This is a genomic window from Alistipes sp. UBA6068 (assembly GCF_949428155.1).
GTDB classification, from domain to species: Bacteria; Bacteroidota; Bacteroidia; order Bacteroidales; family Rikenellaceae; genus Alistipes; species Alistipes muris.
This window is the reverse complement of the sequence record NZ_CASQFS010000010.1, coordinates 13427-31103: the sequence shown is the minus strand read 5'-3', so window position 1 is coordinate 31103 and position 17677 is coordinate 13427. Positions and strand designations below refer to the sequence as shown.

At 61.8% G+C, this 17677-nt stretch carries 9 protein-coding genes; 8 read left to right on the top strand and 1 reads right to left on the bottom strand.

What is annotated here, in order from left to right:
* Position 1: 1 nt before the first annotated feature.
* The 8 genes from QVG21_RS07030 to QVG21_RS06995 all read left to right on the top strand — a co-directional run bounded on the left by QVG21_RS07030 (position 2) and on the right by QVG21_RS06995 (position 17232).
* Positions 2-3550 carry a GH92 family glycosyl hydrolase gene (locus tag QVG21_RS07030; protein WP_287923428.1) on the top strand — a complete coding sequence of 1183 codons (3549 nt, stop codon included), beginning with the start codon at positions 2-4 and terminating at the stop codon, positions 3548-3550.
* Positions 3551-3608: 58 nt separating this feature from the next.
* Positions 3609-5846, top strand: coding sequence for a GH92 family glycosyl hydrolase (locus QVG21_RS07025; protein WP_287923427.1), 2238 nt, complete (start codon positions 3609-3611; stop codon positions 5844-5846).
* A complete protein-coding gene (locus QVG21_RS07020) occupies positions 5846-7831 on the top strand; it encodes a glycoside hydrolase family 97 protein (protein WP_287923425.1) in 1986 nt (661 codons plus the stop codon). The genes QVG21_RS07025 and QVG21_RS07020 overlap by 1 nt, the downstream gene beginning before the upstream one ends.
* Positions 7824-9773 carry a glycoside hydrolase family 65 protein gene (locus QVG21_RS07015; RefSeq protein WP_287923423.1) on the top strand — a complete coding sequence of 650 codons (1950 nt, stop codon included), beginning with the start codon at positions 7824-7826 and terminating at the stop codon, positions 9771-9773. The genes QVG21_RS07020 and QVG21_RS07015 overlap by 8 nt, the downstream gene beginning before the upstream one ends.
* Before the next feature lie 137 nt (positions 9774-9910).
* The gene (gene fusA2 / locus QVG21_RS07010) at positions 9911-12067 is read left to right on the top strand and encodes an elongation factor G2 (RefSeq protein ID WP_287923421.1); all 2157 of its coding nucleotides are present in this window, start codon (positions 9911-9913) and stop codon (positions 12065-12067) included.
* 382 nt (positions 12068-12449) lie between these two features.
* A complete protein-coding gene (locus QVG21_RS07005; RefSeq protein ID WP_287923419.1) occupies positions 12450-14282 on the top strand; it encodes a BACON domain-containing protein in 1833 nt (610 codons plus the stop codon).
* 167 nt (positions 14283-14449) lie between these two features.
* A complete protein-coding gene (locus QVG21_RS07000; protein ID WP_287923417.1) occupies positions 14450-16672 on the top strand; it encodes an inorganic phosphate transporter in 2223 nt (740 codons plus the stop codon).
* Positions 16672-17232 carry a DUF4924 family protein gene (locus tag QVG21_RS06995; RefSeq protein ID WP_251214442.1) on the top strand — a complete coding sequence of 187 codons (561 nt, stop codon included), beginning with the start codon at positions 16672-16674 and terminating at the stop codon, positions 17230-17232. Before QVG21_RS07000 ends, QVG21_RS06995 begins: the two co-directional genes overlap by 1 nt.
* Positions 17233-17437: 205 nt before the next feature.
* On the opposite strand, the gene rpmH is transcribed toward QVG21_RS06995, so the two are convergent.
* Positions 17438-17599 (bottom strand): 50S ribosomal protein L34, encoded by a 162-nt coding sequence (gene rpmH / locus QVG21_RS06990; RefSeq protein ID WP_010261331.1) that lies wholly within the window; start codon positions 17597-17599, stop codon positions 17438-17440.
* Between the last annotated feature and the right edge of the window lie 78 nt (positions 17600-17677).

Sequence of the window (17677 nt, the reverse complement as noted above, 5' to 3'; positions counted from 1 at the left end):
TATGAAATCCCAACACCTTCTCTTCCTTTGCGCCGCCCTGCTTTCGGCGGCCTGCACCCGCCAGGCCCCGCCGTCCGGCGACGACTTCACCCGCTTCGTCGACCCCCATATCGGCACGGGCGGCCACGGCCACGTCTTCGTCGGGGCCAACGTTCCGTTCGGCATGGTGCAGTTGGGCCCCACCAGCATCCCGCAGGAGTGGGACTGGACTTCGGGTTACCACCAGAGCGATTCGACCGTCATCGGGTTCTCGCACACCCACCTCTCCGGCACCGGCATCGGCGATTTGTTCGACATCACCGTCATGCCCGTCACGGGCCTCGAAACCTGCTACGCCCGCGGCATGGAGGAGGACCCCGCGTCGGGCATGTGGTCCTACGCCGACCGTTCGCGCGAGGTCGTCCGCCCGGGCTATTACTCCGTCCCGCTGACGCGTTATAACGTTTTAGCAGAGCTCACAGCCACTTCCCGCGTGGGTTTCCACCGCTACACGTTCCCCGCCTCCGATGCCGCCGCCATCGTCTTCGACCTCGAAAACGGCGGTTGCTGGGACAAGGCCACCCAGACCCATATCGAGGCCGAGAGCGACCGCACCCTCACGGGCTGGCGCCACTCCTCCGGATGGGCCAAGGACCAGAAGGTCTACTTCATGGCCGAATTCTCCAAGCCGTTCACGTTCGAGCAGGTCGGCGAGCACTATGCCCGCGCATCGTTCCGCACCGACGAGGGCGAGCAGGTGTTGGTCAAGGTCGCCCTGTCGCCCGTGAGCGTCGAGGGAGCCCGTGAAAACCTCGTCGCCGAGCTTCCCGGCTGGGGCTTCGACGAAACCGCGAAGCAGGCGGCCGAACAATGGAACGACGAGCTCAAGAAAATCCGCATCGAGACCGCCGACACCACGGCCCGCAAGATTTTCTACACAGCCCTTTACCACACCATGACGGCTCCGGCCGCTTTCTGCGACACCAACGGCGATTATCGCGGTGCCGACGGCGCCGTGCACGCCGACCCGGGGTATACGACCTACACGATTTTCTCGCTGTGGGACACCTACCGCGCCAAGATGCCCCTGCTGACCCTCACACAATCCGGGCGCATGACCGACATCGTGCGGACGATGCTCGCCATCGCCGACGAACAGGGGCGTCTGCCCGTATGGCATCTGTGGGGTAACGAGACCGATTGCATGGTCGGCAATCCCGGCATCGTCGTCGTGGCCGACGCCATCGTCAAGGACCTGCCCGGCATCGACCGCGAACGGGCTTTCGACGCAATCAAAAAAACCGCCATGAACCCCGACCGCGGCAACGGGCTGCGCATGAAGTACGGTTACATCCCCTGCAACCTCTTCAACGAGGCGGTCGCCTACGACATGGAGTACGCCGTGGCCGACGGCGCTGCCGCCCGGGCTGCCGAAGCCTTGGGCAAGAGCGCCGACGCTCGTTATTTCACCGACCGCAGCCACTCCTACCGCCATTATTTCGACCCCTCGACCGGCTTCATGCGGGGCCGCGACAGCCGCGGCCGCTGGCGCACGCCGTTCAACCCGTTCGCTTCGACCCACCGCGCCGACGACTACTGCGAGGGCAACGCCTGGCAGTATACGTGGCTCGCGCCGCACGACGTCGAGGGTCTGCAAGGCTGTTTCGGCAGCCGCGGGCGCATGCTCGAAAAGCTCGATTCGCTCTTCACCGTCTCCTCCATCGTCGAGGGGGCCGAGACTTCGCCCGACATCTCGGGCATGATCGGCCAGTACGCCCACGGCAACGAACCTTCGCACGCCACGCTCTACCTCTACACCATGCTCGGGCAGCCGTGGAAAACGGCCGACAAGGTGCGCGAGGTGCTCACAACGCTCTACCACGCCGAGCCCGATGGTCTTTCGGGCAACGAGGACGTCGGCCAGATGTCGGCCTGGTACATTCTCTCGGCGCTGGGCATCTACGAGGCCGAGCCCGCAGGCGGCCGCTACTGGTTCGGTTCGCCCTTGTTCGACAAGGCCGAGATCGACGTTCCGGGCGGCACCTTCACCATCGTCGCCGAGAACAATTCGGCCGAAAACAAGTACATCCGGCGCGTCTGGTTCAACGGCCGTCCCTATACCAAGCCTTATATCGCCCATGCCGACGTCATCAAGGGTGGCGAGCTGCGGTTCGAGATGGGTTCCGAACCCAAGGTGTGGTATTGCGCCGACGAGCCCGAAGCCTACGCCGACCAGCGGCCCGCTCCCGCGAAACGGCTTTTCAAGTCGGAAGCGGTGGAGGCCGAAATCGAGCGCGTCTGCGCCCTGCTGACCAACGAGCGTCTGCGCTGGATGTTCGCCAACTGCTTCCCCAACACGCTCGACACCACGGTGCACTACCGCGAAGACAAAAACGGCACGCCCGACACCTACGTCTATACGGGCGACATCCCGGCCATGTGGCTCCGCGACTCGGGAGCGCAGGTGTGGCCCTACGTGCAGCTGTGCGGCAGCGACCCGGCCTTGCAGAAAATGATCGCCGGGCTTATCCGCCGCCAGTTCAAGCTCATCGCCATCGACCCCTACGCCAATGCGTTCAACGACGGCCCGACGGGCCGCGGCGAGGACGTCGGCTACCCCGGCAACGAGCAGTCGCCGTGGGTTTTCGAGCGCAAATGGGAGATAGATTCGCATTGCTACCCCATCCGGCTGGCCCACCATTACTGGAAAACCACGGGCGACACCTCCGTCTTCGGCACCGAGTGGGTCGAAGCGATGCAGGCCGTCCTCGCCACCCTCAAGGAGCAGCAGATGAAGGAGGGGCTTGGCGATTACATCTTCCTGCGCGTCACCGACCGCCAGCTCGACACCCGCTGCCACGTGGGGCGCGGCAATCCGGTGAAGCCCGTAGGATTGATCGCCAGCGCGTTCCGCCCCTCGGACGACGCCACGACTTTCGGCTTCCTCGTCCCGTCGAATTTTATGGCCGTCACGTCATTGCGCAAGGCGGCCGAAATCCTGCGGACGGTCAATAACGAGCCTGCGCTGGCCGGCGAGTGCACCGCCCTGGCCGACGAGGTGGCCGCCGCCTTGCAGCGGCATGCCGTCGTGGAGCATCCCGAGTTCGGCAAAATCTACGCGTTCGAGGTCGACGGCTTCGGCGGCGTGCAGCTCATGGACGACGCCAACGTGCCCTCGCTGCTGGCCATGCCCTACCTGGGCGACACGGAGCGCACCGACCCGATTTACGAAAACACCCGCCGGTTTGTCTGGAGCCGCGCAAATCCCTATTTTTGGCAGGGTCCCGCAGGCGAGGGAATCGGCGGTCCGCACATCGGGGTCGAAATGATCTGGCCCATGAGCATCATGATGCGGGCCTTCACCTCGGCCGACGACGCCGAGATCCGCGACTGCATCATACAACTTATGACCACCGACGCCGGAACGGGTTTCATGCACGAATCGTTCTCGCGCCACGACGCGGCGAACTTCACACGGCCTTGGTTCGCCTGGCAGAACACCCTGTTCGGCGAGCTGATACTCAAGCTGGTCAACGACGGAAAACTCGATTTGCTGAATTCGATAATATAGCCATTGCGGCTCGAAGAGCCGTGCGGGCTGCTTGCCCGAAAACAAAAAACTGAAAACCATGAAAAAAATAACGCTTCTCGCCCTTGCGGCCCTCTGTTGCAGCTGCTACGCCCGGCTGGCTCCCGAACCGGCGCTCCGCCCCTCGGAGTACGTCTCCACGCTCGTGGGTTCGCAGTCCGACTATTCGCTCTCCACGGGCAACACCTACCCCGCCGTAGCCCTCCCGTGGGGCATGAACTTCTGGACCCCCCAGACCGGCACCATGGGCGACGGCTGGACCTATACCTACGGCGCCCATACCATCTGCGGTTTCAAGCAGACCCACCAGCCCTCGCCGTGGATCAACGACTACGGGCAGTTTTCGCTGATGCCCGTGCGCGGCCGCGACAAGGTCGGCGAGACTTCGCGCCGCAGCTGGTTCTCGCACCAGTCGGAGGAGGCCCGCCCCTATTACTATAAGGTCTACCTCGCCGACCACGACGTCGTGGCCGAAATCGCGCCGACCGACCGGGCCGCCGCCATGCGTTTCACGTTCCCCGAAAGCGAGGAGTCCGGCATCGTCATCGACGCGTTCGACCGCGGGTCGCACGTCGAGGTGATGCCCGACGGCCGCACCGTCGTGGGCTACACCACCCGCAACAGCGGCGGTGTGCCCGACAATTTCCGCAATTACTTCGTGGTACGGTTCGACAAGCCGTTCGGCGCTTTCCGCGTCTTCAACGGCAAAAAGGAGCTCAAAGGCTCCGAGGCCAAGGGCGACCACGCCCTCGCGGCGGTTTACTTCGCCACCCGGCGCGGCGAGCAGGTGACCGCGCGCGTCGCTTCGTCGTTCATCTCGCCCGAACAGGCGCTGCGCAACCTCGAATCGGAGGTCGGCGACGCCGATTTCGAGACCGTCAAGGCCAAAGCACAAGAGCGTTGGGACGAAGTGCTCGGCCGCATCGAGGTAAGCGGCGGCACCGAGGAGCAGTACCGCACGTTCTACTCGTGTCTCTACCGTTCGACCCTGTTCCCCCGCAAGTTCTACGAAATCGACGCCGAGGGCAGCCCCATTCATTACAGCCCCTATAACGGCCAAGTGCTCCCCGGCTACATGTATACCGACACAGGATTCTGGGACACGTTCCGCTGCCTTTTCCCGCTTCTGAACCTCGTCTATCCGGCCGAAAACGCCAAGATGCAGGCGGGCCTTGCGAACACCTACCGCGAAAGCGGCTTCCTGCCCGAATGGGCTTCGCCGGGCCACCGCGGCTGCATGGTGGGCAACAATTCGGCTTCGGTCGTCTCGGATGCCATCCTCAAGGGCATCACGCCCCAAGAAGACATCGCCACCCTCTACGAAGCGATGCTTTCGGGCCGCACGAAAGTACACCCCGAGGTCAGCTCCACGGGCCGGCTCGGTCATGAATACTACAACACGTTGGGCTACGTGCCCTACAACGCGGGCATCCACGAAAACGTGGCCCGCACGCTCGAATACGCCTACGACGACTGGTGCATCGCGCAGGTGGCCAAGCAGCTCGGACACGGCGAGGACGCCGCCATGCTCGAAAAGGCGTCGCACAACTGGCGCAACGTTTTCGACGCCGAAACCAAGCTCATGCGCGGCCGCAACCGCAGCGGCGATTTCCAGCGTCCGTTCAGCCCCTACAAGTGGGGCGACGCCTTCACCGAAGGCAACGCATGGCACTACACCTGGTCGGTCTTCCACGATGTGGAGGGGCTGGCCGACGCGATGGGCGGCAAGGAAGAATTCGGCAAAATGCTCGATTCGGTCTTCGTCGTGCCCCCTATCTACGACGACAGCTACTACGGCGTCCGCATCCACGAAATCACCGAGATGCAGGTGGCCAACATGGGCAACTACGCCCACGGCAACCAGCCTGCGCAGCACATGATCTACCTCTACGACTACGCCGGGCAGCCCGCCAAGGCGCAGTGGTGGACGCGCGAGGTGATGGACCGTCTCTACAGCGCCAAGCCCGACGGCTACTGCGGCGACGAAGACAACGGCCAGACTTCGGCGTGGTACGTCTTCTCGGCGCTCGGGTTCTATCCCGTGTGCCCCGGAGCGGATGAATACGCCGTCGGCTCTCCGCTCTTCCGCAAGGCGGTCATCCGCCCCGAAAACGGCAAGACGATCCGCATCGAAGCACCGAACAACTCGCCCGCCAACCGCTATGTCCGCCGCATGACCGTCGACCGCCGGCCCGCAGCGGCACCGTTCCTCGATTATTCCCAGCTCAAGGAGGGCGCCACCGTCCTCTTCGACATGACCGACCGACCCAACGAATGATGAAACGACTTTTTGCCTTGGGAAGCATGGCCGCCCTGCTGGGCGCCTGCACCCCCTCCACGACCCTCCTCTCGCCCGACGGGCGCAACAGCGTGGCGTTCGACGCCGCGACGATGACCTACGCCGTTCTGCGCGACGGCGACACCCTCATCCGCCCCTCGGCCCTCGGCATCGCCGCGCAGGAACGCGATTTCTCCGGCTTCCGCTTCGGGGTCGTGCACCACACCTCCGGCGACCGGGAGTGGAGCCAGCCGTGGGGCGAGAACAAGACCCACCGCGACCGCTACAACGAAATGACCGTCGAGCTGCACAACTCCGACGACCGCACCGAACTCTGCCTGCGGTTCCGGGCCTACGACGACGGCGTGGCGTTCCGCTACGAACTCAACGCACCCGATTCGCTCACCGTGACGGACGAGCTCACCGAATTCCGCTTCGCCGACGAGGAGACGGCCATGTCGTGGTCCATCCCCGGCAATTTCGAGACCTACGAGCTCCAGTACCGCGAGCAGCCTGTCGCCGGGGTCCGCGACGCCAATACGCCTTTCACGTTCCGCAGCGGCAAGGGCGCCTACGGGTCGGTCCACGAAGCGGCGCTCTACGATTATCCCGAGATGGTGCTGCGGCGCAATGCCGAGGGAGTGCTCAAAGCCGACCTCGCACCGCTGCCCAACGGCATCAAGGCCTACATCCCCGGACGCTTCACCACTCCGTGGCGCACCGTCCAGCTGGGCGACAAGCCTGTGGACCTCATCAACTCGTCGTTGATTCTCAACCTCAACGAGCCCTCCAAGATAGCCGACACCTCGTGGATCAAGCCGCAAAAGTATGTGGGCGTCTGGTGGGGCATGCACCTCGGCACGCAGGTGTGGACCATGGGCCCGCGCCACGGCGCCACCACCGAAAACGCCCTGCGGCACATCGACTTCGCCGCGGCCAACAACATCCAGGGCGTCCTTTTCGAGGGGTGGAACCAGGGTTGGGAGAACTGGGGCGGCAACCAGCACTTCGACTATGTCGAGCCCTACGCCGACTTCGACCTGGAGCGCATAGCCGCCTACGCCCGCGAAAAAGGGGTCGAGCTGTGGATGCACGCCGAGACGGGCGGCAACATTCCCGAATTCGAGGAGCAGATGGAACGCGCTTTCGCCCGCTATGCCGAACTGGGCGTGCATACGCTCAAGACGGGTTATGCCGGCGGCTTCAAGGGCGGCTACCTCCACCACTCGCAGTACGGCGTGCAGCACTACCAGCGCGTCGTCGAGACGGCGGCCCGCTACGGCATCATGCTCGACGTCCACGAGCCCATCAAGGAGACGGGCATCCGCCGCACGTGGCCCAACATGATGACCCGCGAGGGGGCCCGCGGCATGGAGTGGAACGCATGGAGCGAGGGCAACTCGGCCGAGTACCTCTCGACGCTGCCTTTCGTGCGGCTGCTCTCGGGTCCGATGGACTACACCCCCGGCATCTTCGACATCGACTACTCCACGGCCAAGGCCGACAAAGGGCGCATCGAGTGGAACGGCCCCAACGCCCACTGCTGCATCAAGACCACGCTGGCCCGGCAGATCGCCAACTGGGTCATCATCTATTCGCCGCTGCAAATGGCCGCCGACTTCATCGAGAATTACGAGGGACACCCGGCTTTCCGGTTTTTCCGCGACTTCGACGCTGACTGCGACCGCTCGGTGGCCTTGCAGGGCGAGATAGGCGATTATATCGTTTTAGCACGCCGCGCAGGCGACCGCTGGTTCCTCGGCGCGGGCACCAACGGCAAGGCCCGGACGCTCGCACAGCCGCTCTCGTTCCTCGAAGACGGGGTAACCTACACGGCGACCATCTATGCCGACGCGCCCGATTCGGCCCGGAATCCCGAGAACTACCGCATCGAACGGCGCACCGTCACCTCGGCCGACACGCTCGAAATAGCGATGGCCGCCCGCGGCGGACAGGCCGTAACGTTCATTCCTGAGAATGAATAATATAAAACGTTTTAGCACCCTGCTTCTGTGGCTCCTGCCGTTCTGCGCCGCGGCGCAGGACGACGGGTGGACCCTCCGTGCCCGCGACACGGCCCGCTACGCTCCGGCGACGATGGCCAACGGCGAACTGGGGCTGGTGGTCGGGCGCGAACCGTTCGGGGTCGGGCCGCTGCTGTGCGGCGGAGCCTGCGAACGGGGCGGCCGCGAGGGTGTGAGCCGCATCCTTGAGGGCATCTGTCCGCTGGGGCTCGCGATGGAACCCGCAGGCCCCGTGCTGGAATGGGAGCAGGAAATCGACCTGCGCCGGGCCGTCCACACGACCCGGCTGACCACCCCCGAAGTGCGCATCGAATACCGCATCCGCGCCCTGCGCAGCCTGCCCTATGCCGTCATGGCCGAAGCGGAGGTCGAAGCGCTCCGCGACACGGAAGTCCGTATTACCAACCGCCACCGGATTCCCGGCTTCTACGCCGACACGCTGCGCGAAAACCGCACGGTGTGGTGCGAGGACGGGGGCCGCAAGGTACAGCGCACGGAGGGGAGCTACAATCACGGCGCCGACCGCACGGTGGCCACCTCCGTATTCCTTTGCGGCGAGGGCTTCAGCCAGCCGGAAGCCGACCGGCTCGAAGCCGACCTGCGGCGAGGAGAAAAGGCCTCGTTCGCGCTGGTGGGCATCGTCTGCACGACGCAGGGCTTCGCCGACCCGTGGAACGAATCGGAACGGCAGGCGATCTACGCCGCGCGGGAGGGTGCCGACGAACTGGCTGCCGCCCACGAACGGGCATGGGACGCGTTGTGGCAGAGCGACATTGTCATAGAGGGCGACGACGAAGCCCAGCGCGCCGTGCGCTTCGCGCTGTTCAACCTCTATGGCTCGGTCCGCGAGGGCTCGCGCCGCAGCATCGCCCCGATGGGGCTGACGTCGGCGGGCTACGGCGGCCACATCTTCTGGGACGCCGAAACCTGGATTTTCCCGCCGCTCTTAGTGCTGCACCCCGAGCTGGCGCGGCAGATGCTCGACTACCGCACCGACCGCATCGAAGCGGCCCGCCGCCGGGCCTATGCCCACGGATACCGCGGCGCGATGTTCCCGTGGGAAAGCGACGACCGGGGCGAAGAATCGACCCCGACTTTCGCGCTAACGGGGCCGCTGGAACACCACATCACGGCCGATGTGGCGATTGCGGCCTGGCAGTATTACTGCGTCACGCAGGACCGCGAATGGCTGCAACGGCAGGGCTGGCCCCTGCTGCGCGAATGCGCCGCATTCTGGGCCGACCGCGCGACGAAGAACGCCGACGGCAGCTACTCGGTCCGCAACGTGGTGGGAGCCGACGAATATGCCATCGGCGTGACGGACAACGCCTTTACCAACGGAGCGGCCCGCCGGGCGCTGGAAGCGGCGGTCAAAGCGGCCGAGGCATGCGGCGAACGGCCCGACCCTGCGTGGGCGGAAGTGGCCGCGGGGCTGCGCATCGAACGCTTCCCCGACGGAACGACGCGCGAACATGCCGGCTACGACGGCGAGCAAATCAAACAGGCCGACGCCAATCTGCTGGGCTGGCCGCTGGGCATCGTCACCGACCGCCGGGCGCTGCTGCGCGACCTGCGCTACTACGAACCGAAAATCGACCCGGCGAACGGCCCGGCGATGAGCCACTCGGTATTCGCCGTCCAATACGCGCGGCTGGGCATGGCCAGCAAGGCCGACGAAATGTTCCGCCGCTGCTATCGGCCGAACCTGCGTCCGCCGTTCGGGGTCTTCGCCGAGACGGCGACGAGCGACAACCCCTGCTTCATGACGGGAGCAGGCGGCATGCTGCAAGCCGTGCTGTTCGGATTCGGCGGACTGGAAATCACACCCGAAGGTCTTGTGCGCCGCGAAACCCTCCTGCCGCCCGGCTGGAAATCGCTGACCGTCCGGACCGCCGGACGCTGACGCCCATACCGGCCACACCACCCTGAAAATCGCTTCGCAAAGGAGCGATTTTTTTTGGTTTATGCCGAAAAATTTGTACATTTATAGTCGGCAAACCTTTTGCCTGCCAACCGAAAACCTTAAAACCGATACCTGACATGAAAAACTATGCAGCCAAAGAGATCAAGAACATCGTTCTGATCGGCGCCCCGGGCACGGGCAAGACCACCCTGGCCGAAGCGATGGCCTACGAAGGCAAAGTCATCGACCGCCGGGGCAGCGTCGAAACCAACAACACCCTCTCGGACAACACGGACATCGAACACGAATACAAGCGCTCGATCTACTCGACGATTCTTTTCACGGAATTCATGGAGCGCAAGCTCAACATCATCGACTGCCCGGGCTCGGACGACTTCTGCGGCAACCTCTTCTCGGCGTTCAAGGTAGGCGATGTGGGGGTGTTCCTGTACAGCGCCGTCAACGGCTGGGAAGTGGGCAGCGAAATCCAAGCGCGCTATGCCCGGATTCTCAAGAAACCCGTCATCGGCGTCATCAACCAGCTCGACCACGACAAAGCCAACTTCGAGGCGGCGTTCGAGTCGATCAAGGCGGCATCGCGCGTGAAACCCGTCATCGTGCAATATCCGGTGAACCAAGGTCCCGGCTTCGACTCGTTCATCGACGTGCTGATGATGAAGATGTACCGCTTCAAGGACACCGACGGCCACCGCGAAGAACTCGACATCCCGGCCGAGGAGATGGAAAAGGCCCTGGCACTCAACAAGGAACTGGTCGAAATGGCCGCCGAACACGACGAGGCGCTGATGGAACTCTACTTCGACAAGGGGACCCTGACGCAGGACGACATCCGGCAAGGGCTGAAAATCGGCGTGTCGCGCCGCGAAGTAATGCCCGTCTTCTGCACGAGCGGCAAGCGCGACATCGGCACCAAGCGACTGATGGAATTCATCATCAACGTGGCGCCCGGCCCGCTGAAAGCCCCCGCGTTCCTCTCGGCCGAGGGCGAAGAACTCACGGCCGACGCCGACGCACCGACCGTGGCGTTCGTCTTCAAGAGCCAGATCGAACAGCACATCGGCGAAATCACCTACTTCCGTGTCGTCCGCGGCCGCATCACCGAGGGCACCGAACTGGTGAACTCCCGCACGGGCAACAAGGAAAAACTCTCGCAGCTCTTTGCCGTAGCAGGCAAGAACCGCATCAAGGTGACGGAACTCTCGGCGGGCGACATCGGCTGCACGGTGAAGCTCAAAGGCACGCGCACCAACGACACGCTGGCCGCGCCGGGCGCTCCGGCTGCGGTGGAACCCATCGTATTCCCCGAACCCCGCTACCGCGCCGCACTCAAATGCAAGGAACAGAGCGACGAGGAGAAGCTGGGCAAGATTCTGAACGACGCCAAGTTTGAGGACCCGACCATCTTAGTGGATTACAGCAAGGAACTCAAGCAGACCATCATCCAGGGCCAGGGCGAACACCACCTGAACATCCTGCGCTCGCGCATCCTTGCCGAGAACAAACTCGACTACGAATACATCGCGCCGAAGATTCCCTACCGCGAAACCATCACGAAGGTGGCGCAGGCCGACTACCGCCACAAAAAGCAGTCGGGCGGCGCGGGCCAGTTCGGCGAAGTGCACATGATTGTCGAACCCTACTACGAAGGGATGCCCGAACCGAAGAACTACAAGGTGCCGGGCAAGGGCGACATGGTGGTGAACGTGAAGACCAAGGAGGAATACGACCTGCCGTGGGGCGGCAAACTGCAATTCTACTCGGCCATCGTGGGCGGCGCCATCGACGCGCGCTTCATGCCTGCGATCCTGAAAGGAATCATGGAGAAGATGGACGAAGGCCCGCTGACGGGCTCCTACGCCCGCGACATCCGTGTCGTAATCTACGACGGCAAGATGCACCCGGTGGACTCGAACGAAATCTCGTTCAAGCTGGCGGCCCGCAACGCGTTCAAGGAAGCGTTCCGCAACGCCGGGCCCAAAATCATGGAACCGATATATAATGTAGAGGTGCTGGTGCCGAGCGAATACATGGGCGCCGTGATGAGCGACCTGCAAAACCGCCGTGCGATGATCATGGGCATGGAATCGGACAAGGGATTCGACCGCCTGAACGCCGCGGTACCCTTGGCCGAACTCTACCGCTACTCGACCACCCTTTCGTCGCTGACCTCGGGCTCGGCGACCTACACGATGAAGTTCGCCAGCTACGAACAGGTGCCCGCCGACGTGCAGGACAAACTGCTCAAAGCCTACACCGACACCGACGAAGAATAACCGCCGGAGCGTAGGGAAAGCCCTGCGGAAACGGGGGCTTTCAGACAACGCTGTTTTTGATTCCACCTCTGCCGAAAAACCGTTCGGCAGAGGTGTTTTTTTGGCCGAAACAACCCGGATTGTGTCCGAATTTCTCAGAAAAGCAACTTTTCAGAACGTATTTTCTGACGAATAAAACCATTGAATACCCCTTTTATGGCCCGAACCGCTTACGGTTTAACACCGAAAATATTGCCCGAAACGACTAATCGAAAGCAGATTTACTACATTATAAATCAGATTGTTACAACTATTAAAAATTTTTACGAAATGGGAATATCGTACACGCTTTTTACTAACTTTGTCCCGACAGCTTTCTTATCTAACTCAAACCTTTTTACCTATGAAAAACCGTTACCTCCCCTTTCTGAGCCTCTGCATCGGACTGCTTGCGGGAGCCGTCTCCTGCAAGGACGACGCCACCGACGATCCGGCCGCTGCGGCCATCGAAATCACCACGCAGCCGATTGCCGCCCCTGCGGCGGGCGGCACGCTGCAAATCGCCTACCGCATCGTACCCGCTGCGGGGGGGGGAATTGTCACGGCCTCGTCCGATGATGGCTGGCTACACGACTTCGACTGCTCGCAAGAAGGCATCGTAACCTTCACGGCCGACCCCAACGAAGGAACCGAACGCACGACCAACGTGACGCTCTCCAAAGCAGGTGCCAACAGCGCATCGCTTACCGTGACGCAGGCGGCATTCGGCACCGACGAAAAACATTTCAGCGTCTCGACCGCCGACCTGACCTCCTCGGGCGTGACGTTCCGCATCCAATACAAGGCGCCGGACGAAGGAGCCTATTTCACGTGGAACCTCATGTCGAGCGCCGACTTCAAGGCCCACTACAAATCGTCCGAAGAACTGATTGCCGCCGAACTGCAAGACCTCGTCGAGAACCAACTGCCCGACTACAAGGCCTATGTCGACCCGAACGGCACGTTCACCGACATCCTTTCGCGCATCGCCGACACGCGCCGCATCAACGTACTCAAACCCCAGACCGAATACACCCTCTATGCTTTCGGTGTGAGCCCCGAACGCAAAGCCACCACCGGCGTGGAGACCTACACGTTCACCACCCCGGCGTTCCAGGTTGTCGACCCCTGCAAGTTTGAAATCGAATTCACCGACGTGAAACAGGTGGAATTCAAGATTTCGATAACGCCCGACAACGACAACACGCGCTACTACCTGGGCTTCATCGACGGAGCCGCACTCCAGGAATCCACGCCCGAAGAAATCGCCTCGCAGTTCATCCAACGGGCCGAAAGCTACGAAATCAACTGGGGCGCCCACGACGCCCTGCGCACGGGCCCCTGCACCCTCCACACATTCAAAGACCTGGAGCTGAGCGACCTGCAAGCCGACACGGACTATGCGGTACTGGCTTTCGGTGTGAGCGCCCTGGGCGAACGCACGACGGAAGTCGCCCATAAAATCGCCCACACGGCACCGGTCGAAATCACCGACATGACTTTCGATGTCGACATTGTGGAGACGGCGATCAACGGAGTGAAAATCCAGGTCACCCCCTCCTACCCGGACAAGACCTACATGGCGGGCTGCATCCGCAAGGCGGAATACGACAAGTTCGAGGGCGACGACACGCGGTTCATGGAATACGTAGTGGCCAACGGCAACGTGACACTGCTCGAAGGAACGCAGCTCATCGACCGCACCAACGCCCTGCTGGCCGACACCGAATACATCTTCTTCGCATTCGGCTATGCGGGAGGCATCACCACGCCCGCGCCTAAAATCGTACCCTTCTCGACGGGCGACTACAACGTGAGCGGCCAAGCCGAAATCGAAATCCTGAGCATCGAAGTGACGGGACCCGACCCCGACCCCAATGCAGTCAACTACGTACTGCTCGAAGCCAAAGTCCAGGTCAACGATAAGGCGGCGCACTGGTACGTCACCCATTTCAACAGCATCGACGGCGCAGCCTGCAACGCATTCAGCGGCGAACCTCTGACCGACACGGAAATCATCACGGCCCTCACCTCTCCGGGCTCCGGCATCTCTGTGACCAAAGACGCACTGACCGCCGAAGGCTATTGCAAGATAGGCAATGAACGCACGTTCTACGCCATAGCGGTGGATGCCGAAGGCAACTACGGACCGCTGGTTCGCAAGAGCATCGTTCCGACCCAGGAAATGTTACCGTAACCCTCCGCTCTCCCACTCTCGCATCGGGCCGTCCTGCTCATGGCAGGACGGCCCGAACGTTTCATTCCCGAGGGTCTGTATTAAATTAACGTTAACAATGACGCAAAAGACGCAAACGTGCCGAAAAATGGCTTACATTTGTTCAGAAATTGCACTCGAACCTCAACATGAGCGAAATCTACACCGTCATTGTCGGCATCCTGGGCATCCTTGCCGTCTCCGGTCTTTTCGTTGGCGTTACCAACGACGCAGTCAACTTCCTCAACTCGGCACTCGGCTCCAAAGCCGCCTCGATGCGCACCATCCTGCTGGTGGCGTCGGTGGGAATCGTCATTGGCGTAGTGACGTCGAGCGGCATGATGGAAGTGGCCCGCAGCGGCATGTTCAACCCCCAACTTTTCACGTTCCACGAAGTGATGATGCTCTACTTAGGCGTCATGTTCGCCAACGTCATTCTGCTGGGGCTCTACAACTCGTGGGGACTGCCCACGTCGACCACCGTATCGCTGATATTCTGCCTGCTGGGCTCGGCCGTCGCCGTATCGGTCTACAAAATCTCGAACGACCCGGCCGTGGGCGTCGGGTCGCTGAGCGAATACATCAACTCCTCGCGCGCAATGGGCGTGGTGTCGGCCATCCTGCTCTCGGTGGTCATCGCATTTACCTGCGGCTCGATACTGATGTACGTTTCGCGACTGATTTTCTCGTTCCGCTATACGACCCTGTTCCGGCGCTTCGGCTCGCTGTGGTGCGGCATTTCGCTCACGGCCGTGGTCTATTTCGCCGTCTTCAAAGGACTGCGGTCGCTGCTGTCGGGCTATGCGTTCGTCCAACTGATCGAAAAACATCTGCTGCTGTCGCTGACCGTCTGCTGGATCATCTGCTCGCTGCTGCTGTTCTTCATCCAACGCTTCAAGGTCAACATCCTGCGCATCACGATTCTGTCGGGCGTCTTCGCCCTGTCGCTGGCCTTTGCGGGCAACGACCTGGTGAACTTCATCGGTGTGCCGGTAGCCGGATTCGACGCCTACTCGTTTGCCCGAACCACCGGAGACCCGCAGATGCTGATGACACCGCTGGCCGAAAACGTACCGGCGAACCTGTCGATTCTGCTGATGGCAGGCATAATCATGATTGTGGCGCTGTGGGCATCGAAAGAAGCGGTGCTGCGTGTGACCCAGACCGAACTTTCGCTCTCGGCGCAGGGCGACGACGGGCAGGAACAGTACGCCTCGTCGGTATTCTCGCGCACGCTGGTCCGCATAGCGCTGAACATCAACAACGGCATCGAACGCATCGTACCGGCCAAGGTCCGTGCGGCGGTGGGCAAACGCTTCGAGTACGAAGACGTCGAACACAGCGGAGCCCCCTACGACATGATTCGCGCGACGGTCAATCTGACGACCTCGGCCCTGCTGATTTCGCTGGCCACGTCGCTCAAACTGCCGCTCTCGACCACCTACGTCTGCTTCATGGTGGCGATGGGCTCCTCGCTGGCCGACCGTGCATGGGGCCGCGAAAGCGCCGTATACCGGATTTCGGGCGTCATGACCGTCATTGCGGGCTGGTTCGTGACGGCGCTGGGCGGATTCTTGATTTCGTTCATCGTGGGGCTGGTGCTTATCTACGGCGGGACGGTCACCGTCATCGTGGTGACGGTGCTGTGCGGCTGGATAGTGTTCCGCAACTGCTTCCCGAAAAAGAACAAACCCGGCGAAACCGAAGCGAAAACCGAAACCAACAACGACATCATAGCCACACTGCGCAGTGACGTAGGCCGCACGATGGAGAGCGCGACGAAGATTTACGACCGCACGCTGATAGCCGTGCTGAAAGAAAACCGCAAGGTGCTGCGCGACATGGTCAAGGAATCGAACGACCTGTTCTACCAGTCGCGCGACCGCAAGTACGCGCTGCTGCCGACGCTCAAACGCCTGCAAAGCGGCGACGTCAACACGGCGCACTACTATGTCCAGGTGGTGGACTATCTGAACGAAATGACCAAGGCGCTGGTCCACATTACGCGCCCGGCATTCGAGCACATCGACAACAACCACGAAGGGCTTTCGGTCGAACAGACCCGTGACCTGATGGCCATCAACGACGACGTGGAGGCAATCTACCGCCGTATCAACCTGATGCTGCGCGACGGCGACTTCACGGACATCGAACTGGTGCTCTCGCTGCGCGACCAGCTCTTCGAGTCGATAGCCGAAGCCATCAAGTCGGAACTCACGCGCATCAACGAAGCCAAGTCGAACACCAAGGCGTCGATGCTCTATCTGACGATTCTGACCGAAACCAAGAACATGGTGCTCCAATCGCGCAACCTGCTCAAGTCGCAGCAATACTTTCTGAAGCACCGGACCGAGAAAAAGTGGATTAAATAGTGGATATCGCACAAGCCCGACGGCGGGAGAACATAGCCGAATACATACTCTATCTGTGGCAGATAGAAGACCTGCTGCGGGCCCTGCAATTCAGCCCCGAAGCGATTTACTCGCAGCTGATTGCCCCGCGGACCGAACTGACCGAGGAACAGAAGCCCGCATTCCTGATGTGGTACCTCGACATTGCGGGGCTGCTGCGCCAGGAAGGCAAGGAGGAAAAAGGACATCTGGAGCACACGCTGCATCTGATTCAGGACCTGCACGACCTCCATCTGCAACTACTCAAACTTCCCGTCGGCGAGCACTACCGCAAGACCTTCGCCCGGCTCGAAAGCGAACTGCCGCGCCTGCGGTCGGTGGTGGGCAATCCGGGGATGAGCGACACGGAACTCTGCTTCCGGGCGCTGTATGCGGTGATGCTCTACCGAATCAAGGGGCAGGGCGACCGCCCCGCCGTGGCCGACACGATAGACCTTGTGTCGCCCGTCATCGCCGAACTGGCCGCCATGTACGGCAAGGTCGAGCGTGGCGAAATCGACCTCTACAAAGACAACGAATAAGCCGCCCAACCGGACGGCCCTTGCTTCCCGAGGTTTTCTCCCCGGGATTTTTTTTGCCGCGGCGCATCCCCCGCCACACCAGCACGCACGAAAAAGGCCGGTTTTCCAGCAACGAGACCCAGGAAAGACCCGTCCAAGCCCCCACGGCACGCACGAAAAAGGCCGGCTTTCCAGCCGGCCCGCAAACTCTCCTCTCCGAGGAAAATTAAGCGTACTTGAACGTCGATTCGTCCGATACGGTCAGCTTCTTGCGACCCTTGGCACGACGTGCTGCCAGCACCTTGCGACCGTTCGCCGTAGCCATACGAGCGCGGAAACCGTGCTTGTTGATTCTCTTCCGGCGCGAGGGCTGGTAAGTTCTCTTCATTGCCATAGCTATCTAATTTTTATCGTTTCAGACATTTTTACGGATTGCAAAAGTACAACAAAAAAGCGATTCGCAAAA